We start from the raw sequence: 19,250 nt of genomic DNA, 5'->3' as shown, positions 1-19,250 counted from the left end.
TTCTAATTCGCGGATTATGATGACTTCAGACCTGGAAAAATGGCCTTTGAGATATCCGAGCGACCTTTCCGATGAAGAATGGGAAGTCCTTCGGCCAATCTTTGACGAACTTGAACCTTATAAGACTGGACGCCCGCGAACATATGACCTTCGCGAAATTCTCAATGCAATTTTCTATCTCAATAAAACCGGTTGTCCCTGGCGCTATCTGCCGAAAGACTTTCCCTCTTATCGTATCGTTAATTATTATTATAACAAGTGGACTGATAATCTGATGCTTGAACAAGTCAATACCGCGCTTAGTCAGCGTTTACGCAAAAAAAAAGACCGCGCGCCAAACCCGACGGGAGCCATCATTGATAGTCAAAGCGTGAAGGGTACCCAAGAGTCCTCGGAGGAGTCGGGGTTCGACGGGGGGAAACTCGTCAAGGGCCGAAAACGCCATATTGTTGTAGATACAATGGGTTGCCTGATCGTCGTCTGGGTGCACGCGGCTAACATCTTCGACGGTAAAGCCGCGTACCAGGTCATCACGAAGTGATTCATGCGGCTCCAGACGATCAAAATCATTTGGGCCGATGGCGGCTATTCCGGTGCGGAGCTATTCGACTGGGTGGCGTCTCAGTTTGAATGTCAGCTTGAAGTCGTTAAAAAGAAAAAAGGGGTTAAAGGTTTCCATGTTTTACCCCGCCGCTGGGTCGTTGAGCGAACATTTGCATGGCTTGGCCGATCACGTCGGCTGAGTAGAGATTATGAACGCAAGCCTACGTCGAGTGAGGCACAAGTTTATCTCGCCTCAGGCCGCTTGCTTCTTCGCCAAATAGGCGACAATCAGATACAATATGAATTAGGCGTTAATTGATTTTTATTAACGGTTAATTCGGTTTATCTATAGCGAAAAGTTCCTATACAGTCTCTCAGTCATCGGCTTTAAGTCGGCTTCAGCCGCAATCCATACTATGGACCTCTAGTCCATAGTGATTGATTTCTTTGATGACGGTGGTTTGTGACACATTCAACACACGCGCGGTATCGCGGATCCCACTTCCGTTGAGTGCCCTGTCAACAATCTTTTTCTTGACCTCGGGAAGGTGTCCCTGATAACTGTAATCCAGAATGAAGGTGCTTGTTGAACAGGATTCATGATTACATGAATAGCGTGGCTTGCCTCTGTCCGTCTTACCGCGTTTCGTGACTTTTTCAGAGTGACAATGCGGGCAACGCACGGATACTTCGGCCATCTTCAAAACCTCACAGAAAAATAATGGATCTCTAACGAAGCATTGATTTTAGCCGATTATCCACGTCTGAAGCACTACCCGCTCCGGCTCTTCTCCAGATCCCGAATCTTAACCTGGGCGGCGCGCAAGCGTTGCTGCTTCTCCTGGACCCTGGCTTTCCAGGCATCGCGCGACTTCTTGAGCAACCGGCCCAGACGGCTGGCCGAGCGCTTGAAATCCTCCATCGCTCTTCACGCTGTCGCGACCGGCGCCCGACGCGCCATCTCGGCGAATGTTCCGCGCTGTTTGTGACCGTGTCGAGCATCGCCCGAGCGGCTCAGCGGACGAAGACCGACGTTCTGGCTCGCCGACGCGGTTATTGCACGAGCGAAGCAGGGGAATTCTTGGTAAGATCGCGCGCCCTAGGCTCAAGCTGACCTGGTTGTGCCATGCGCCTAGCGGAAGTTGGCGACGAGTTTGGGATTGTTGAAGGCGTGGTGACCGCTCTTGCTGTCCAGGCGTATCGGTCGGCGACGCCCATTGTGCTGCCGGACGACGACTGATCTCTTGGTCCAAAGGTGTGCCGGATAATGTGCCGGCACACCGCTGGAGATGGTTGAATCAGGACTGTTCAGGGCAGGTTTTGCACAGTACGCGAGCGGCTAACCTGCTGACTCAACAACCACCAGCTAAAGCTGGTGGGTTGAAGTTACGGACTGAAAGTCCGGATACGGGTCGAAAGACCCGTTCAGGGTGCCTTGGTTCGGAAGTTATCGTCTGTCTTTGGCTTAAATGATGTCCCAGATACGCCCGACTCATTTCGTCCGTCACGGCGTTGGATGTCACGTAAAAGCCGCCGCGCGCCCAGCCATGGCTCACACGTCATGTTTTCTCAGGCGGGTCAAAGATCGCATGGCGACCGTCTCCAGCGTTCGTCGCATTGGCAGCAAGCCGCAAAAGGCCTCCAAAGATCAATCTGACCGCCTAAAGGCGGTGGTTTTAACCTTGCTTCGGACAATAAAAAGTGACTTATAGCCGTAGTTCGGATTCGTAATGCGTGGGTCAGCGGTTCGAATCCGCTCATCGGCTCCAAACAGCAGGAACCCGGAGTCGCAAGGACGCGCACGGACCGCCTGGATTCGCCTCTTTCGCGTGCCGAGCCGTCACCCACGAACAATGGGTCGCTCCGGAACATCCCCGCCAGACCGCCCACACCCCAGAAATTCGCCGAAGCGGGTTAGTCAAGCGCGGCAAGGGCGATCCTCGCCATGACTGGGTGCTTGACCATAACCGCCCTGTGCTAGCATCCCGCCCATGAACCCTGGCTATTCCGACTCATCGGCGCGCGATGCCGATCGGCACCATTCCATAATCTTCAGAGAGGCTTAAGGTGAACCTGCATTTGAAGGCAACCGCCTGCTGTGTTGCGATTTCGGCCCTGCTGCTCGCGGGTTGCGCGAGCGGCCCGACCACCTCATCCCTGGATCAGGCGCAGGCCGACGCGCTCTCGCAGGTCGATATCGCGAACCTGCCGCAAACGCTGTTGCCGGGCGCGCGGCTTTCGGAGGTCAAGTCACTGGCGATGGGCGCGGCTCGCGGTAAGGGCTGGAAGATGGGCGATTCCGTCAAGGACCGCCTCGTCGTCACGCGCCCCGCAGACACGGCCTACCTCGCCAGCGTCGTGCCAGGCGCCGGAGCCCCGCCGGGGTCGACGCTCGAGGTCACCTCCTTTTTCATGGAGACGGGCGGCGGGGTCAATGTCGCGAGCAAGGCGGAAGTGGTGAGTCCAGCCATGGGCGGACAACCTCCGGCACGCATCGACTATACGGACGCTTTCCGCGACACCCTGACACAATCCCTGGACTCGCTGAGCGACTCCTGGTCGCGGCACCGGGACCGCCTGGCGCGAGCGACACCGCCAGCCGATGGCTGGAAGGATCCCTGGGCGGATTCGCCTCACGGGTCCGCCTCGCGCGCACCGGCGCCCGCCGCCGACAGCATGGAAACGGCTCGTCTGGAGCCGCCAGCCCCGGCCAATCAGTCGCCGCCCGCGCCCCCCGCCAACCCGCGACCCGAACCCACGTACAGCGCCCAGCCCGCGCTTAGGCCAGCCACCACGCCCGCGCCGCGCACGGCCGAGTCGCCCACCCGCTCCGCGACCGGGGTGCCGATTCCGACCTACAAGCGGCCAACCCCCGAGCCCAGGTACCGTCCCTCGGGCGCCGCGCCGGTCGTCGACGCCACCTCGGCGCTGAGCACCCAGCGCCCGAGCGAGCCAGCACCCTACCAAGCCCCGCGCCTGTCCTCCCGTGAGAACATGATGTCCCTGCCCGAGACACGGACGAGCGGCGCCGGCCCCGTGAGCTGGTCCGCCAATGCCGAACAGTACGCACGCCAGCGGGGCTGTCAGGTCTCCACCGAAGGTTCGCAATTGATCGAATCGCGCCAGGATGGCGAGGTCCACAAGGTGCCCTGCGAGGGCAGCGATAGCTTTCTGGTCAGATGCCAAAACGGAACCTGCCAAGGTCTGCTTTGAGGACGATCGACCGACGCGCCCCGGCGCGTTCGGGCGACCAACCCCTCGCCAACCACCCGAGGCCGCGCCTCGGGCTTCAGGGGCGCCTTCTCGCGCTCCTGCTGTTGATCCTCCAGCCCAACTGGACCTTCGCCTCGCCCCCAAACGTCCTACTCTTCGGCGCCAATCTAAGCGACGCGCGTTCCTTCGCCGTCGAGAACGCCACGAGTCGGGGCTGGAGAATCCTCACGGTCGCCTCGACCTCGGCCACCTTCGAGCAACTCCTCGACGGGGACGAGGAAGAGGGGGTGCTCGTCGCGGAGCGGACCCTGCGCGTGTTCGCCGATTTCTCCGAGGAAGCGGATGGGTCGCGCGTCAGCCTGAGAGCCGAGGAAGTCGAGTGGCCGGGCACCGAGGACGAGTGGAGAACGGACGTGACCGAACGCTACTCGGACAATCTCTTGCGTGCCCTGGCCTCGCTGCGCGGCAAATGGGAGGCCCGGCACGGAGACCCCGCCATGGGTTCGACGGCCGCGCCCCCGGTGGGCCATCTCGCGCCCGAATCCACGCAGCCGAGCGCCCCCAGGATCGGTGCCTGGGCCTACGTCGCCGAGCGTTACGCCCTCGGCCGCGGCTGCGAACTGACCGACCGAGCCACCCGGCTCGAATCCTCGGGCCAGGACTGGGAACAGCATCGCGTCTTCTGTCGGGATGGTTCCGACATCCTGGTGCAATGCCGCTACGGAGACTGCGCGGCGCGTCATTGATGGCGGATCTTGCGCATTCTCATTGGTTTGGCGGATTCGGATGCCGAGAATGCGCCCCATGAAAATCGCTCGAACATTCACAATCGCCACACTGATCCTGACGTCCCTGAGCGCCTGCGGACCGTCCGACACCGGCGGCACCTCCAGCGCGGGCGCCTACGATGGACCCGGCGCGGCCCTGCTTGAGGTCGCCGAACAAGGGGATCTGAGCGCGCTGGACGAGTTGCTGACCCGCCATCGCCAGCCCGACGTGCGCGACAGTTGCGACTGGACCCCGCTCATGAAGGCGGCCCTGTACGGGCACGAACCCGTCGTGGCGCGCCTGATCACGGCCGGCGCCAAGCTCGACGCCATGGACAAGGGCGGCTATACGGCCTTGATGCTGGCGGCCTCGAATAATCACGCCAAGGTCGTCGAACTTCTGCTGCGCCATGGCGCCATGGTCGATCACCAGGAGTCCACCGAGGGCTGGACGGCCCTGATCTGGGCGGCCAAGCAGGGGCATCTCAAGACGGTCGACACACTGCTCCGGCACCAGGCCGATCCGACACTCAAGGATTTCGACGGCAAGACCGCCGAGCAGTGGGCGCGCGAGGGCGGACACACCGCCACCCTGAGCCGGCTCCAGCCCAACGGCTGATCGCCTACCACGACCCGCGCCGCCATCCAGCCGGACAACCGTGCCGATCAAGCGCCAGCAGAGCAGAGGCTTGATGCCTTGGGCTCGACCGCGAACCAGGCTATGCTTCCGTGATGCCAAGCCTGAGAGAGAGAATGGCCGAGAACGGATTCGAGTCGAACGATGACTACGAATTCCAGCTCCGCTGCCTGCTGGAAAGCCCGACGACCGGGATTCGCACACTCAACATCGAGGGCGAGGGAGAGCGGCGCAAGACCGCCTTCGCCAACGCGCTGGCCCGTTCGCTGAGTTTTCCCTGCGTCCTCTATCACGACTTCACCGACAGGCATCCCCCGCCGCCGGATGTCATCCTGCCACCGACCCGCGACGAGCTTGGCCGCGAGGAGCCGCCGATCGATCCGCTGGACCAGATCGTCAGCGAGGCCTGCGCCCAGAGCGAGGGCGACCCGACCATTTTGATTCTCGACCAGATCCAGGCCGCCGACTTCCGCGATCACATCCGCATTCATCGCCTGGTCGCGAACGGCTACTGGGATGTGCGCGACGGCCGCTACTTCGCCAATCCCAATCGCCTGCTGCTCTTTCTGATCTCGGAGGAGCCCCTGTATCACTCGCTGCGGAAAGAGAGTTTTCGAGTCTGGATCAACCGGCACTCCGAGCGACAACTGGTCTATCATCCGACGCCATTCGGTCTCGGCCCAGAGGCCCAACCCTTGTTCGACGCGCTCGCCGGCCTGTTTCGCGCCCTGGGCGCGGCACCCACGCCCAGCGAATTCACGCGGATCCTGAGCGATCTCCGGCTCCATGCACGCACGACCGAACAGTTGCGTCTGAGCCTCTACGGACGCAGCGAGGGCATCGACCGGGAGCGACTGGCCGATCCGTCGCACGAGGAGCTTCTGCGAAGGGTCGTCGAGGCGTCCCAGGCGCTGGCCGTGATCGAACACATCGAGCTCTCCGGCGATCAGCGCCCCGGAGGGCGATCGGAAGCCTCCGATTGACCGCGTTGGAGCGGTCGGCGGCAACCGAGCCGGAGCAATGGCGCCAAGGGTCCACTCGGAGGTTCAAATGAGTCGCAAGCAACGTATCGAGGAAAAAATCCAGGAAGCGCTTCAGCCCATGTACCTGGACGTGGTCGACGAGAGTTACATGCACGCGGTCCCGCCAGACGCGGAATCCCATTTCAAGGTGCTGGTGGTGAGCGAAACCTTCATCGACGTACCCCTGGTCGAGCGTCATCGGCGGCTCAACGGACTGCTCGACGGGGAACTGCGACAGGGGCTGCATGCCCTGACCATGCATACCTGGACACCCGAGGAATGGCATGAGAAGGGCGGCGTCGCGCCCGAGTCCCCGCCTTGCCAGGGCGGCTCGCAAGCCGGCTGATCGTCTTGCGGCGAGCGCTTCGAGCGGGACCGCCGTGAGAGCCGCGGCGGTCGCGCTCGGATCACATGGGCTTGCGCGCGAAGTAATCCTTGGTCAACCGGAACACCACGGGGCTCAGCAGGATCAAGGCGACCAGGTTGGGGAGGGCCATCAAGGCATTGAGCGTATCCGCCACCAACCAGACGAAGTCCAGCTTGGCTATCGCCCCCAGCGGCACCACGAGCACCCACAGGATCCTGAAAGGCAGAATGATCCGCTCGCCGAAGAGATACTCGGCGCAGCGTTCGCCGTAGACACTCCAGCCCAGGATCGTGGTGTAGGCGAAGAGGACCAGGCCGAAGGCGACGATATAGTTGCCAACCCCAGGCAAGGCGCTCTCGAACGCCAGCGACGAGAGCGCGGCACCAGTCTCGCCGGAATCCCAGGCGCCGGAAACCAGGATCACCAAGCCGGTGATGGTGCAGATGACAAGGGTATCGATGAAGGTGCCGATCATGGCCACCGTCCCCTGAGCGACGGGGTCATTGGACTGCGCCGCCGCGTGAGCGATCGGGGCGCTGCCGAGTCCCGCCTCGTTGGAGAAAATCCCGCGAGCCACGCCAAATTGAATCGCGGCGGCGATGGTCGCGCCAGCAAACCCACCGGTCGCGGCCGTTGGCGTGAAGGCCTGCACGAAAACCATCTCCAGCGCCGCGCCGATCTGATCGACATGCATGGCCAGGATGACCAGGCCGCCGAGCACATAGACCGCCGCCATGAAGGGCACCAACGCCGCGGACACCTCACCGATGCGCCGGATGCCGCCAATCAGGACCAAGCCCGTGAAGACCGCCATCACGACGCCCGTGAGCCAAGGCTGGACACCAAAGGTACTCTGCACCGCATGGGCGACCGAATTGGCCTGAACCGTGTTGCCGATACCAAAACCGGCCAGTACACCGAACAGCGCGAATGCCGTCGCCATCCACAGCCATTTCTTGCCGAGACCGAGCTTGATGTAATACATGGGTCCGCCGAGATGGTGGCCCTTGCCGTCCACCTCGCGATAGTGCATCGCCAGCACGGCCTCGGCGTACTTGGTCGCCATGCCGACCAGCGCGGTGCACCACATCCAGAACAGCGCCCCTGGCCCGCCAAGGAAAATGGCCGTGGCCACGCCGGCGATGTTGCCCGTGCCGACGGTCGCCGCGAGCACCGTCATCAGGGCCTGATAGGGCGGAATGTCGCCCTCCCCCTGTTTGACGCGCCCGCGCCAGAGCATGCGGAAGCCGAAACCCAGCTTCATCAGCGGCATCAGACGCAGCCCTACCATGAGGAAAAAGCCGACGCCCAAGATCAGGACCAGCATCGGCGGCCCCCAGACGATGCCGTTCAATGCATTCACCCAAGCCGTGATCTCTTCCACTGCGATCCTCCCGGATTCATGATAATCAACCAAAGGGGCGCTACTATATCAGGGGTCGCGGAATCTTCACCCGACCCTGAAAGCCCCGGAATCGCGGCTTTACCAGGACGACCATCCGGTCGTATCCTCGGAGGTCACGATCCAGGGGGGCGCGATCCACGGGCCTCTCGATGGATCCGAGACGCGCGAGCGATGTCGATTCGCCTCTGGCTCTAATTCCAGCGCGCGCCTAGCGACCGTTCCCGCCCGACCGTACGAATCCTTGATGACCGATTCCGCCCGAATCCTGGCGGCCGATTCCCATGCCTAGCACAACGGCGAACCGAATCCCCCGACGGATCTCGGCGCCGGGTATCCATTATGAAACTGCTGATCGATTTCTTCCCCATTCTGCTGTTCTTCATCGCCTACAAGCTGGCCGGGATCTATTGGGCGACGGGTGTCGCCATCGGCGCCGCGGCGCTGCAGGTCGGCTGGTCCTGGTTTCGCCGGCGGCGGGTGGAAAAGATGCACCTCGCGACCCTGGGTCTTCTGGTGGTTTTCGGCGGATTGACCATCGCGCTGCGCGATCCCATCTTCGTCATGTGGAAGCCCACGCTGGTCAACTGGCTGTTCGCGGTCGCGTTCATCGGCAGTCACGTGATCGGGGAGCGGACCCTGATCGAACGCATGATGGGGCACGCCATGGAGCTTCCGCGCCTCATCTGGACCCGGCTCAATCTGCTCTGGATCGGCTTCTTCATCTTTCTAGGGTTCGCGAACCTGTTCGTGGTCTATGTCGGCAGCGGTTTCCACGAAGCTCATCAGGCCCTGCTCGGCGCCACGGGTGGCGTCGGCGTGGATCTTTCGGCCTGCGGCGAACTTTACACGGGCCAGATCCTGGGGCTCTGCAACGACGCCCAGGCGCGCGAAGAGGTCTGGGTGAACTTCAAGCTCTTCGGTATGATGGGGCTCACGATCGCGTTCGTGATCGCGCAAGCCTTTTACCTCTCCCGCCACATGAAAGAAGAACCCCAAGCCCTGGAGACGGATTGACGTGCTCTACGCCATCATCGCGGTTGATCATCCCGACAGCCTGCCGGCCCGCCTGCGAGCGCGGCCCGACCATCTCGCGCGCCTGGAGTCCCTGCGTGACGCGGGTCGACTCGTCCTCGCCGGCCCGCATCCGGCGATCGACGGCCCGGATCCGGGCGAGGCCGGATTCACCGGCTCGCTGATCGTCGCGGAATTCCCGGATCTCGCCTCGGCCGAGGCTTGGGCGGAGGCTGATCCCTATCGGTCCTCCGGCGTTTACCGCGACGTCACGGTCAAACCCTTCAAGCAAGTCTTTCCCTGATATTTCGACGGCCCATGTCCATGGCCCGTCGAAGAACGTCAATATTCAATCAATGGAAATATTCACCATGAAGAAAACCCATATTGCCTTCGTGTTATGCGCCCTGCTCGCGGCCGGGGCCGGCGTCGCCGAGGACGCCAAGAACACGGACTCACCCGATACCCTGATCGCGACCGTGAACGGCACCGCCTACCGACTGGACGTCTTCCGCCAGTTCTTCATGGAGCGGCTTCAGGCACAGCAGGGTGGCAACGACAATCCAGCCTTCCAGCAGCAGGTCTTCGACGAGTTCATGGGCCTGATCGTGGCCTCTCAGGAAGGCGACCGGAGAAAGCTGCAAGACGAGCGCAACGTGCTCGCCGCCCTGGAACTCGACCGGATGAAGGTCATGTCGAACGCCGCGCTCTCGGCGATGGCCAATGAGATCGAGCCCACGGACAAGGAGCTGAAGGAAGCCTACGAGAAGGCCAAGGAACAGGCTACTCGCACCGAGTACAAGGCCCGGCACATCCTCGTGAAGGAAGAGGACGAGGCCAAGAAGCTGATCAAGCAGTTGGATAAGGGAACCGATTTCACCGAGCTGGCCAAGAAAAACTCGCTGGGTCCGACGGGTAAGGAAGGGGGCGAGTTGGGCTGGTTCGATCCGAGTCAGATGGTGGCCCCCTTCTCCGAGGCGATCGCCAAGCTCAAGCCCGGCACCTACACCAAGGAACCCGTTCACACGCAGTTCGGCTGGCACGTCATCGAACTCCAGGAAACGCGCAAGGCCGAGCCACCGGCCTTCGAGGACGCCAAGCCACAGTTGACCGCCGTGCTCAAACGCCAGAAGATCGGACAGAAAATCAACGAGATGCGCAGCAGCGCCATGGTCGAACTCAACGAGGAAGTCGTCAGGCTCAAACCCGAGGATGAGGCCGCGCCAGCAGTCGACGCCCCTAAGGCCGACTAGGAACGAAGCCCCGAAGCCGATCCGCACGGATCGGCTTCTCTCGCTATCCCAGGGATAGCCTCCTGCCTTGGGTCTCGAACAGGTCGTTCCCCTCGACCGCCAAAATTCGATACGCCCATCCCGCTCTCAACCCAAGCCCCCCGATAGTGCGGCATGGGTCACTATTAAGGCTTTTGCCACTTGTAATTGCCCAAATAAATATTAGGATATGATTATGTAGTGATATTTGGAGATTGATCATGATCTCGTGCAAGACCATGCGCGCGCTTGTCGTTCTCTCGGCGTCCTCGTTGATATTGGGCACCTTGTTGCTGCTAGTCGCCGAAACCGCCACCCCAATGGCCCTCATGGCCCACGCGGCACTCCTGCTAGTGTTCGGCGGAGCCCTCTTCCTCGGGCTGGCCCTCGTCATCGCGGTGCTTCCCGGCAACGCCCGGCGACTCGGCAACTGCCAGCATTAAAGACGGACCACCTGAATCGGTCGTCGAGGACGCGCGCCCTCGATCGTCCAGGACGTCATTCTGGCTGGGCGAGTCGCCTGGCCGCTTCTCCAGGCTCCAGCCCAAAGGTTTCCTCGACCATCTGGTTCCAGGCTTCCCGCTTGAAGATCCGCTCATCGGGAACCTTCCGATGGACCAGGTTGTAGTGGCAATCGATACAGGTCTTGCCCTCGGTCTCCTCGCGGTGGATGGCCGCCGTATTGGCCCGTTCGCCCTGGATCGCCTCCTGGACGTGGCAGCGCCGGCAACTCGCGGAATCACGGCGGCGAAACCAGTCGCGTGCCGCGAAGGCCGCCTCCGGCAGATGCAGACTGTTGATGACCGGGTCGTCATAGTCCGGACCCAGCAGCTGCTTGACGAGATCCTTGAGACCGACGGCGTGATCCCAGGTCGCCCCGAGCAGTGACGGCGAGACGTGACAATCGCCACAGGAGGCGCGAACCCCGGAGGCCGAGTTGAAGTGCGCCGATCGCTGGTAGGTCTCCTCCGCGTATGTCATCGAGTGACAACTGGCGCAGAACTCGTTGCGGCTGGTGAAGCGATCGAACTCAATCAGAAAGGCCACGACCAGCACGCCGCCAATCCCGCCAACCACCAGGGCGATCAGGACATGCCGGGTGATGAAGAGTGGAACGCCCAACCTGGCCATCAGTCACCCTCCGCCGGCTCAAGCCCCAGTATCGCACTCGCCTGATTGGGCTCGATCAGCCATTGATGCGCCGCCTGCCCGGCGATGACCGCATCGACCAACTCGCCCGCCCGATCGCCCGCGATCGCCCGCGCCTGGGGTAGGAAGCGGGCATAAAAATTACGTCCCACCAGGTACATCCCCTCCCACCAGGCATGATTCGGACTCATCATGGAGGCTCCATGACGGGCGCGCGCGCCCTCGTCGTGCCACAGCTCCCAGTAGGTGAACTCGATGGGTTCGTCGAACGGCGTCGGCGTGAGCCGTCCCGCCCCGAGCAACCCTTCCATGATCGCCTTCGCCGGCGTGCCGTATTTGTCGTTGAATAAGGCGACCACCGTATCGAACTGGTTCATGAAGCCCTCGGTGAAACTCTTGCCGTGACATTCGAGACAGACCATGGACATGGCCTGACGACGGCGCTCCGGGGTGATCACCGACTTGACCTGGCCGGGGCGACCGTCGGGACGAACCAGCTCCTGGCCCCGTTTCGGGATCTCGGAGCCGAGCGGCAACTCCAGCCTGGCGCCGTCCTCGAGGATCACGAGATATTGACGGCGTGAAACCGGCGTATTGAGACTCCAGGCGTTGCGCATCCCGACATCGTGGGTCGAGGGCAGCTTGCCGGCGGCGCCCATGTGACAGGTCACGCAGGTCGGCGCGGCGGTGTAATCGCGCCCGGCGACCCATTCCGGGGCGTTCAGATTCATCTCGTCGCGATGGGCGGCGTAGATCATGCCGTGCTTGGACGCCTCGAAGATCTCCTTGTCCGGAGAGTCGGGCCCGGAGTGACAGCGCACGCAGGCCTCCGGCTCGCGCGCCTGGGCCCTGGAGAAACGGTGGCGACCGTGACAGGAGGAACAGGATCCCTTGGATCCGTCCGGATTGATGCGCCCGATGCCCGAGTTCGGCCAGGTCGCCGGATCGAGCGTCCCATCGCCCCGCACCTTGACCCGCGACCCGTGACACTGATCGCAGGAGGCCGCGCTCATGCCAGATCCGCCCACATGCTCCGCCAGGGCCGGCAGTCGCGCCTCGATGATCGAGAACGCCTCGGCATGGACCGAGCCCTGCTGCTCCCGATACTCCTTCTCGTGACAGCGCCCGCAGTCCTTGGGCGAGACGATAGTCGCGATGATCCGTCCCTCATGCTCCATCGCATCAGCGTCCGAGCGCTCCGCCTGGTGACAGTCCATGCAGTTGACCCCGGCCGACTGATGGGCACTCTCGCGCCATTGACTGGCGAGTCCGGCCGACGCCTTGGAGTGGCAGCTCACGCAATCCTTGCCGGCTTCATGACCCCATTGGCCTGGGTCGAGCTTGACCTTCTCCGCGATCGCCTGACCGCCACCGAGCAGGCCGAACACCAGACAAAGGCCGGCCCAAAGCAACCGTCCCGAGCCACCCGAAACGCCAGAATCCAGGTTAGAGATCTTATCGCGATCAATCCGCGTCCCCTTCTCCCCCGCCCTCTCAAGTTCGGGGGAGAGCCGAGCGGCTACGCCCAAACGCCGATGTAACGCACGACTCTCATGGCACATTGGATAACCCCGAAACTCTCTAGATGGAGGCGAATGACGACGGCATTCAAAACGCGCTAGCGCCGAGCGAGCACGGAATCCCGGCATCGATGGTGCTCGCGAGGCTTGACGAGATCACGAATACCCAGGCTCCGCCGGCCGCTCGCGACGCCAATGTCAATCAGTGCACTCCTTACGCCGGGATTCATTGAGGTCATGTTGAAAAAGACCCTGGCGGCTCGCGCAAAAACCCGTCAGAAAAAAATAAAACCTTATAAAATAATATATTATTAAAGCACTCATAACTAGCCAGCAATGATTCAGCCATCGCGGACAAGAGTGAAAAACCGCGCCCAAGGTCGCCAGAAGAACATCTTTCCGATCCGGATTATTAGAGATTCAAGCCACGGGAGCAATGCGTTTCGCATTTCAGGATATTAGATCATCACCAAATCAGAAATTAACAATATGCAAATTCCAGAACCAATCCATTTTTATTGACTTCGCGCACTTCTGTTTTGAACCTGGCTCAAGAACAATGGAATGCCGCCAATAAAACACCAATGGACAACAGGAGCGACACACGCATGCGAAGGCACCGGACATTCTTTGCCATTTCATATGGTTTTGTCGCGGGGATCGCGCTGACCCTCTATCCACCCGAGGCCCCGGCCGAGGAATCCGAGCCCATTCACCGGACCTCCTCGGAGGTTTGCGAGACCTGTCATCAGGACATCTACCGCCAGTGGAAGGGTTCGATGCACGCCCAGAGCACGGCGCTCTCGGACCCCATTCATGGCCTCTTCTATCAGCAGGAAGTGGGCGATCCGACGGCCGAGGGGATGCTTCACAAGAAGTCCGGAGCCTTCCCCATGTGCCTGCAGTGTCACGCACCCAACGCCGCGCGCGACCAGACCACCAAGCTCGACGCCCTGCCGGCCTATGCCGAGGGCGTCAACTGCGTCGCCTGTCATACCCTGAAATCCTACAAGGGCATCCAGGACGAGAAGGGCAAGATCCGCTACGGGATGAAGGCCTACGAGGTCGCCGACACACTCCAGGGTCCGATGGGCTTTCCGCGTGGCTTGCAAGGACTCACGGCGACGGATGATCCGTTCGGCGGCGCCGTCGACGAGACGTCGGCCGACCAGAAGCCGAATCCGCACCTGGGCGAGAGCGTCGAGCTGGATGGAAAAACCATCCCAGCCCTGACGATGGAGCCCAATCCGCGCCAGCTCCGCACCTCGGACGCCTGCATGGGCTGTCATGATCAGCGCGACAACCCGCAAGGCGTCCCGCTCTGTCAAACCGGAAACGAGTTCGTCAAGGGCGGCAGCCAGGTAGCCTGCCAGACCTGCCACATGCCTGTCGCGGGCGGCTTCGCCGACCACGGCATGGGCGGCGGACACCACGAGGGCATGCTCAAGCGCTCGGTCATCTTCGATATGACGACCAAGGCGTCTGGCAAGACGATCGACACCCTGGTCTGGATCCGCAATCTTCAGCCGCACGCCATGCCGACCGGCGCACCCTTCCGCAATCTCTACCTGAAACTCACCGCCTACGATTCCAACGGCGGGGTCGTCTGGGAGAATGCCGAGGGTCATCCATCCAAGGCGGATCCCCAAGCCTACTTCGCCTACGGCCTGGCGGATGACGCCGGTAAACCCGCCCCGCCGCCAACCGCCACCAAGGCCGGTAAGGACACACGACTTCAGCCGCACGAGACTCGCGAACTCAGCTATGCCATCCCGGCGGAGGGCGTCGTGCTGGTCAGGGGTGAGCTCTACTACAACCTGTTGTGGCCATCGCTGGTCGAGAAATTCACCGAGCTGCCCAAGGATCTGACCGGGCCGGTGTTGATCTCGGTAGCCGAACGCACGATCGCGTCCGATTGATCGGGGAATCCCCGGTCGAGACCGACGCAAACCAAGACCGCGCCCACATCGGGCGCGGTCTTGGTTTCAGGGACGGAGGCCAGCGCGCGGACCGCGCGCCGCGAGAGGGCTAGTGGGCCATGGCGTGAACGACGCGGCCATTGAGTGGCTGCACCGGGCGCGTGTTCACGCCCACGGCTCGGGTGATGCGCTCCAACTGCTCCACGCTGATCACCAGGGGCTCGTTGATCACGTACCAGAGGACCGGCTCGTCGCAGGGCGGCGTGGTTAGGGAACCGGTATAGCGGAAATAGCCGCGGTCGACTGGAATCAGGAACAGCGGATTGATACCCACCTGACGATGCCTGACCCGCTCACCCGGCTTCATCGGAAAATAGTCCAGGATCCGCGAGAGGATGCGGTTCTCGCGCGGCCCCGTGCGCAAGGGCACCGCGACCATCACGTAACCGCCCCGCCCGTCGCGATGCATCAACTGGATCTCGGCCTCGGCCGGAACGCCATTAAAGCGATGCTCGCCCGGCACATGGAAACGGAGTTCCTCCAGATCGAAGGCCTCGCCCCGCACGAGTAGCGCGCTACCGGGCGGAGAGATGACATGCACGCCATTGCCGGAGTTGGTCATCTCCAGCAGTTGAGAGCGATATTGAAAGGCGAGTGGCGTATAGGCCTGCGGCTCTGGACGCGAGATATCGATCGGCGATTGCGCCTGGCCGCTCGCGCAGGTCTCGTAGGACGGTTTCAGAGCGGCCCAATGTTCCGGCCCCGTAGTTCCGGAATAGCTCCAGACGGGACTCACCTCGTCGGCGTAACGGGCGGCGACAAGAGGTCCGCTCGCCAGTACGCTGATCAAGGCCGTCAATCCAATGAACGTCCGCCGGCGCGCCGCTTCCCGATCCTGGCTCCATTCAGACTTGACCATGTCCTTACTCCTTGCGCCGACCAATTCCATCGAGCGAGACGAGCTGGACCGACTGGGGCTCGTCCGCGTAATAGGGGCGCTCGCCACCTCGACCCTGCTCGTCCGCCAGCTCCTTCTCACGCGCGGCGATCAATCCAAGACACTGTCTGACGTCCTGGATCGTCGTCTCCGACAGGGGGTGACGCATCCCCGGAGGCGGCGCGACGTCCTTGACGATCGCCGCGAGCGTCTTGCGCATGGCGATCAGGATGGTTTGTTCCTTGGATAATTCGGTCATCTTGAGTCCCCGTGACATGAGGGCGGGAAGACCGCCGGAAACAGAAAAACCCTGGTTCATCCCTGTTCGAGCAGGGCGGCGAGACCGGCCTCGTCAAGCACGCGCACGCCCAGCGCCTGGGCCTTCGCGAGCTTGGACCCCGCCTCGTCCCCTGCCAGCAGATAATGCGTGTTCCTGGAAACGCTGCCGGTCACCTTGGCCCCGAGCCCTTGCAGCCACTCCTTGATCTCCTCGCGCGGGCGACTCAGCGTTCCGGTGATGACGAAGGTCAGGCCGTCCAAGGGCCGCTGAACCGACTCGGCGGACGCGCGCTCCGGCGCGGGCCAGTGGATACCGGCCGCGAGCAGGCGTTCGATGGCCTCGCGATTGTGGACCTGGGCCAGGAATCCGGCAATATGAGCCGCGACCACGGGACCGATACCCTCGACCAATCGCGCGCTGTTGAAATAGAGATCCTGAAGCTCGGCGGCCCGCAACGCCGGCAGGCTACCAAAGCGCTCGACCAGTCGCACGGCCCGCGCTCGGCTGAGACCACGGATCCCGAGACCCGCCAGCCAGTCGGCGAGATCACCCTCGGCCCCGGCGAGATCACCTTCGGCCCCAAGGTCGGGATGCTCGGACAGAAATCGGTGGAGCCCTTCCGCCGTCTCGCGCCCCACGCCCTTGAGACCGCGCTCGCGCGTGAAATCCGTCTCCTGGACCCGCATCAGGGACTCGATCCCATCGAATCGCTCAGCTAGGGCCTGGGCGGTCGACTCCCCCACCTCACGGATACCAAGCGCGAAAATGAAACGCGCGAAGCTGGTCTCCTTACTGCGTTCAAGCGCCTCGATCAGATTCGCCGCCGACTTGTCGCCCATCCGCTCCAGACCGGCGAGCCGCGCCTGGGTCAAATGATAGAGATCGGCCGGCTCATGGATCCAATCCAGGTCGACGAGCTGCTCGATCAGCTTGTCGCCCAGGCCCTCGATATCCATGGCCCGGCGCGAGGCGAAATGCTTGAGCGACTCCTTGCGCTGGGCCGGGCAATAGAGCCCGCCGGTACAGCGCGCGATGGCCTCGCCCTCCGGGCGAATCACGTCCGCTCCGCAGACCGGACATTGGGTCGGCAGCACGACCGCGCCGGCATCGTCCGGACGGCGCTCGATGACGACCCGCGCGACCTCCGGGATCACATCGCCCGCGCGGCGCACCACGACGGTATCGCCGATCCGCACGTCCTTGCGGATCACCTCGTCCATGTTGTGCAGCGTCGCATTGGAGACGGTCACGCCGCCGACCTGCACCGGCTTCAATCGCGCCACCGGCGTCACCGCTCCGGTGCGGCCAACCTGGAACTCGACGGCCTCGACCAGCGTGAGTTCCTCCTGGGCCGGAAACTTACGCGCCACCGCCCAGCGCGGATGGTGACTGGTCGCGCCCAGCCCTTGCCGGGCCGCGAGCGCGTCAAGCTTGAACACGACGCCGTCGATGTCGTAGTCCAGGGCATCGCGCCGGCGCCCAAGATCCTCGAAATAATCGCGGCAGCCCGCCAACCCGCTCACCCGCCGCAGCTCGCGCGAGATCGGGATACCCCAGCCCGCCAGGCGGCCCAGCATCTCGAACTGGCTCTCGCCCGGCGACGAGGAGACCTCGCCCCAGCCGTAACAGCAGAATTTCAGGGGTCGCGTGGCGGTCACGCGCGGATCGAGCTGACGCAGACTACCGGCGGCGGCATTGCGCGGATTGGCGAAAGGACGCTCGCCGCGCCGCTCCATGGCGGTGTTCAGACGGGAGAAGCCGGCGCGCGTCATGTAGACCTCGCCACGCACCTCCAGCACCTCGGGCCAGTCCGCGCCGAGCAGGCTCAAGGGGACGTTCGGGATGGTGCGAACATTGTGCGTCACGTCCTCGCCCTTGGATCCATCGCCCCGCGTGGCGGCCTGGACCAATCGGCCATGCTCGTAACGCAGACTCAGGGCCAGCCCATCGAGCTTCGGCTCGGCGGTATAAAGAATGGGTGCCTCGGACTGGAGCGCGCTCAGGATCCGGCGATGGAAACCCGCCAATTCATCGTCGCTCATGGCGTTATCGAGCGAGATCATGGGAACGCGGTGCCGGACTTCCCGGAACTCCGGCAGGGGCCGCGCGCCGACCCGCTGGGTCGGCGAATCGGGCGTCACCAGATCCGGATGCTCGGCCTCCAGTGTCTGGAGTTCGCGCAGTAGACGATCGTACTCGGCGTCCGGAACCTCCGGATCGTCGAGCACATGATAGCGGTAGTTGTGGTGTTGGATCTCGGCGCGCAGGGTCTCCACGCGCCGACGTATCGCCTCGGGGATGGTCACCGCCGCATGACCCGCGCCCAGCGCATCTCGTTGTCGAGCACGGCCTGGCGCATTTCCTCTTCCTTCTTGACCGTCAAGGGACGCCGCGTGTCGTCGAGCACGTCCCCATTGAGCGCGAGCGCCAGTTTCCTGGCCGTGGCGACCATCTCGTCGAGGATCGTCATGTCCTCGGGATCGCCCTCCAACTGAGCGAACAGCATCAGCCCAGGCGTGGAGAAGGACTCGATGGTATCGAAGGGGAAGGTTCCGGGCTTGATCATGTTGGCCATGCTGAAATAGACCCGGGTCTGATCCTCGAACTCATCGAGACAATGGAAGATATCCATCTCGCCTGGATACAGCCCGCAACGCTCGGCCACATCCATGAGATCGGTCCCCTTGAAGGGGTAGCGACGGGCGCTGACACTAAGCTGGATCAATAAGGGGTTCGGGGCAGGCGTATCCATGGCTGGCTCGGGGTTCTCTCGCGGCACGTCCTCGCTGTCGAAATCCACCCCGTCGTCGTGCGACGGCTCGACCTTTCGGCGCGGACTCAACCAGGACAGGAGGCGCGACGGTTGGCGGGGTGGCTTTTTTTCATCTTCATCCTCGTCGTCGTCGTAGACGCCAATATCGGGCTCGCGATTATCCGGACGCACGCCATAGGGCGCGTCCAGGGCCTCGCCGGGGGCCTCGTACAGGGACTCCTCGACCAGGTCGTCATCCTCATCGTAGCCGTCGCCCACCGTTTTCTTCTCGCGGCGACGCTCCCACAGATAGAGGGCGAGAATCAAAAGGACTCCAACGACAATCAGGATCAGGCGGATAAGGCTAGCGTCCATTCGACATTCTGGTTGTATTTGGGTTTTAGACTCTGGGCTTTGGAGTATATCAATGCCCGCGTGGACTGTATCGCCCGGCGTC

General features: G+C 62.6%; 18 protein-coding genes and 2 pseudogenes. 11 read left to right on the top strand and 9 right to left on the bottom strand.

The window, feature by feature from the left end:
* Positions 1 to 16 precede the first annotated feature (16 nt).
* Positions 17 to 862 (top strand): annotated as a pseudogene (locus CKO27_RS04655) (IS5 family transposase).
* A 115-nt stretch (positions 863 to 977) separates the two neighbouring features.
* Here the strand turns inward: CKO27_RS04655 and CKO27_RS04650 are convergent.
* Together CKO27_RS04650 and CKO27_RS04645 are read right to left on the bottom strand one after the other, a co-directional pair.
* Positions 978 to 1,241, bottom strand: a pseudogene (locus CKO27_RS04650) (transposase); the annotation flags it as partial.
* Positions 1,242 to 1,315: 74 nt separating this feature from the next.
* Positions 1,316 to 1,465: a hypothetical protein gene (locus tag CKO27_RS04645; protein WP_200373713.1), complete on the bottom strand. Its 150-nt coding sequence runs from the start codon at positions 1,463 to 1,465 to the stop codon at positions 1,316 to 1,318.
* Positions 1,466 to 2,610: 1,145 nt separating this feature from the next.
* On the opposite strand from CKO27_RS04645, the gene CKO27_RS04640 reads away from it, so the two are divergent.
* The 5 genes from CKO27_RS04640 to CKO27_RS04620 all read left to right on the top strand — a co-directional run bounded on the left by CKO27_RS04640 (position 2,611) and on the right by CKO27_RS04620 (position 6,528).
* Positions 2,611 to 3,756: a TroA family protein gene (locus tag CKO27_RS04640; RefSeq protein WP_200373712.1), complete on the top strand. Its 1,146-nt coding sequence runs from the start codon at positions 2,611 to 2,613 to the stop codon at positions 3,754 to 3,756.
* Positions 3,753 to 4,502: a hypothetical protein gene (locus CKO27_RS04635; RefSeq protein WP_242470724.1), complete on the top strand. Its 750-nt coding sequence runs from the start codon at positions 3,753 to 3,755 to the stop codon at positions 4,500 to 4,502. Before CKO27_RS04640 ends, CKO27_RS04635 begins: the two co-directional genes overlap by 4 nt.
* Positions 4,503 to 4,560: 58 nt before the next feature.
* Positions 4,561 to 5,142 (top strand): ankyrin repeat domain-containing protein, encoded by a 582-nt coding sequence (locus CKO27_RS04630; RefSeq protein ID WP_200373711.1) that lies wholly within the window; start codon positions 4,561 to 4,563, stop codon positions 5,140 to 5,142.
* A gap of 113 nt (positions 5,143 to 5,255) precedes the next feature.
* Positions 5,256 to 6,143, top strand: coding sequence for a hypothetical protein (locus CKO27_RS04625; protein ID WP_200373710.1), 888 nt, complete (start codon positions 5,256 to 5,258; stop codon positions 6,141 to 6,143).
* Between the two features lie 67 nt (positions 6,144 to 6,210).
* Entirely contained in the window at positions 6,211 to 6,528 is a 318-nt protein-coding gene (locus tag CKO27_RS04620; RefSeq protein ID WP_200373709.1) for a BolA family protein, read from the top strand.
* A gap of 61 nt (positions 6,529 to 6,589) precedes the next feature.
* Here the strand turns inward: CKO27_RS04620 and CKO27_RS04615 are convergent, their stop codons facing one another.
* On the bottom strand, positions 6,590 to 7,933 hold the full coding sequence (locus CKO27_RS04615) for an amino acid carrier protein (RefSeq protein WP_200373708.1): 1,344 nt from the start codon (positions 7,931 to 7,933) through the stop codon (positions 6,590 to 6,592).
* A gap of 360 nt (positions 7,934 to 8,293) precedes the next feature.
* Here CKO27_RS04615 and CKO27_RS04610 point away from each other — a divergent pair, with 360 nt between their 5' ends.
* The 4 genes from CKO27_RS04610 to CKO27_RS04595 all read left to right on the top strand — a co-directional run bounded on the left by CKO27_RS04610 (position 8,294) and on the right by CKO27_RS04595 (position 10,679).
* The gene (locus CKO27_RS04610; protein ID WP_200373707.1) at positions 8,294 to 8,968 is read left to right on the top strand and encodes a septation protein A; all 675 of its coding nucleotides are present in this window, start codon (positions 8,294 to 8,296) and stop codon (positions 8,966 to 8,968) included.
* A 1-nt stretch (position 8,969) separates the two neighbouring features.
* On the top strand, positions 8,970 to 9,269 hold the full coding sequence (locus CKO27_RS04605; protein ID WP_200373706.1) for a YciI family protein: 300 nt from the start codon (positions 8,970 to 8,972) through the stop codon (positions 9,267 to 9,269).
* Between the two features lie 67 nt (positions 9,270 to 9,336).
* Positions 9,337 to 10,218, top strand: a complete 882-nt coding sequence (locus tag CKO27_RS04600; protein ID WP_200373705.1) for a peptidylprolyl isomerase — start codon at positions 9,337 to 9,339, stop codon at positions 10,216 to 10,218.
* A gap of 239 nt (positions 10,219 to 10,457) precedes the next feature.
* Positions 10,458 to 10,679 carry a hypothetical protein gene (locus CKO27_RS04595; RefSeq protein WP_200373704.1) on the top strand — a complete coding sequence of 74 codons (222 nt, stop codon included), beginning with the start codon at positions 10,458 to 10,460 and terminating at the stop codon, positions 10,677 to 10,679.
* 55 nt (positions 10,680 to 10,734) lie between these two features.
* On the opposite strand, the gene CKO27_RS04590 is transcribed toward CKO27_RS04595, so the two are convergent.
* Positions 10,735 to 11,367: a cytochrome c3 family protein gene (locus CKO27_RS04590; RefSeq protein WP_200373703.1), complete on the bottom strand. Its 633-nt coding sequence runs from the start codon at positions 11,365 to 11,367 to the stop codon at positions 10,735 to 10,737.
* A complete protein-coding gene (locus tag CKO27_RS04585; protein ID WP_200373702.1) occupies positions 11,367 to 12,797 on the bottom strand; it encodes a multiheme c-type cytochrome in 1,431 nt (476 codons plus the stop codon). Before CKO27_RS04585 ends, CKO27_RS04590 begins: the two co-directional genes overlap by 1 nt.
* 716 nt (positions 12,798 to 13,513) lie before the next feature.
* On the opposite strand from CKO27_RS04585, the gene CKO27_RS04580 reads away from it, so the two are divergent.
* Positions 13,514 to 14,824, top strand: a complete 1,311-nt coding sequence (locus CKO27_RS04580; RefSeq protein ID WP_200373701.1) for a cytochrome c family protein — start codon at positions 13,514 to 13,516, stop codon at positions 14,822 to 14,824.
* A 109-nt stretch (positions 14,825 to 14,933) separates the two neighbouring features.
* Here the strand turns inward: CKO27_RS04580 and CKO27_RS04575 are convergent, their stop codons facing one another.
* Genes CKO27_RS04575 through zipA form a run of 4 tightly spaced genes read right to left on the bottom strand, consistent with a single transcriptional unit; the run spans position 14,934 to position 19,168 of the window.
* The gene (locus CKO27_RS04575) at positions 14,934 to 15,743 is read right to left on the bottom strand and encodes a carbonic anhydrase (RefSeq protein ID WP_200373700.1); all 810 of its coding nucleotides are present in this window, start codon (positions 15,741 to 15,743) and stop codon (positions 14,934 to 14,936) included.
* A gap of 4 nt (positions 15,744 to 15,747) precedes the next feature.
* The gene (locus tag CKO27_RS04570; RefSeq protein WP_200373699.1) at positions 15,748 to 16,020 is read right to left on the bottom strand and encodes a segregation and condensation protein A; all 273 of its coding nucleotides are present in this window, start codon (positions 16,018 to 16,020) and stop codon (positions 15,748 to 15,750) included.
* A 56-nt stretch (positions 16,021 to 16,076) separates the two neighbouring features.
* Positions 16,077 to 18,347: an NAD-dependent DNA ligase LigA gene (gene ligA, locus CKO27_RS04565; RefSeq protein WP_200373698.1), complete on the bottom strand. Its 2,271-nt coding sequence runs from the start codon at positions 18,345 to 18,347 to the stop codon at positions 16,077 to 16,079.
* Positions 18,344 to 19,168: a cell division protein ZipA gene (zipA, locus tag CKO27_RS04560; protein WP_200373697.1), complete on the bottom strand. Its 825-nt coding sequence runs from the start codon at positions 19,166 to 19,168 to the stop codon at positions 18,344 to 18,346. Before zipA ends, ligA begins: the two co-directional genes overlap by 4 nt.
* Between the last annotated feature and the right edge of the window lie 82 nt (positions 19,169 to 19,250).

Source organism: Thiocystis violacea, from assembly GCF_016583575.1.
GTDB classification, from domain to species: Bacteria; Pseudomonadota; Gammaproteobacteria; order Chromatiales; family Chromatiaceae; genus Thiocystis; species Thiocystis violacea.
The sequence above is the reverse complement of the archived record's forward strand: the minus strand, read 5'-3'. Positions and strand labels throughout refer to the sequence as shown.

Bases quoted from the DNA above. Each gene is read 5' to 3' on its own strand.
- CKO27_RS04595 (WP_200373704.1), top strand. From the start codon at position 10,458: ATGATCTCGTGCAAGACCATGCGCGCGCTTGTCGTTCTCTCGGCGTCC.
- CKO27_RS04570 (WP_200373699.1), bottom strand. From the start codon at position 16,020: ATGACCGAATTATCCAAGGAACAAACCATCCTGATCGCCATGCGCAAG.
- CKO27_RS04630 (WP_200373711.1), top strand. From the start codon at position 4,561: ATGAAAATCGCTCGAACATTCACAATCGCCACACTGATCCTGACGTCC.
- CKO27_RS04600 (WP_200373705.1), top strand. From the start codon at position 9,337: ATGAAGAAAACCCATATTGCCTTCGTGTTATGCGCCCTGCTCGCGGCC.
- CKO27_RS04580 (WP_200373701.1), top strand. From the start codon at position 13,514: ATGCGAAGGCACCGGACATTCTTTGCCATTTCATATGGTTTTGTCGCG.
- CKO27_RS04610 (WP_200373707.1), top strand. From the start codon at position 8,294: ATGAAACTGCTGATCGATTTCTTCCCCATTCTGCTGTTCTTCATCGCC.
- CKO27_RS04620 (WP_200373709.1), top strand. From the start codon at position 6,211: ATGAGTCGCAAGCAACGTATCGAGGAAAAAATCCAGGAAGCGCTTCAG.
- zipA (WP_200373697.1), bottom strand. From the start codon at position 19,168: ATGGACGCTAGCCTTATCCGCCTGATCCTGATTGTCGTTGGAGTCCTT.
- CKO27_RS04590 (WP_200373703.1), bottom strand. From the start codon at position 11,367: ATGGCCAGGTTGGGCGTTCCACTCTTCATCACCCGGCATGTCCTGATC.
- CKO27_RS04645 (WP_200373713.1), bottom strand. From the start codon at position 1,465: ATGGAGGATTTCAAGCGCTCGGCCAGCCGTCTGGGCCGGTTGCTCAAG.
- CKO27_RS04625 (WP_200373710.1), top strand. From the start codon at position 5,256: ATGCCAAGCCTGAGAGAGAGAATGGCCGAGAACGGATTCGAGTCGAAC.
- CKO27_RS04575 (WP_200373700.1), bottom strand. From the start codon at position 15,743: ATGGTCAAGTCTGAATGGAGCCAGGATCGGGAAGCGGCGCGCCGGCGG.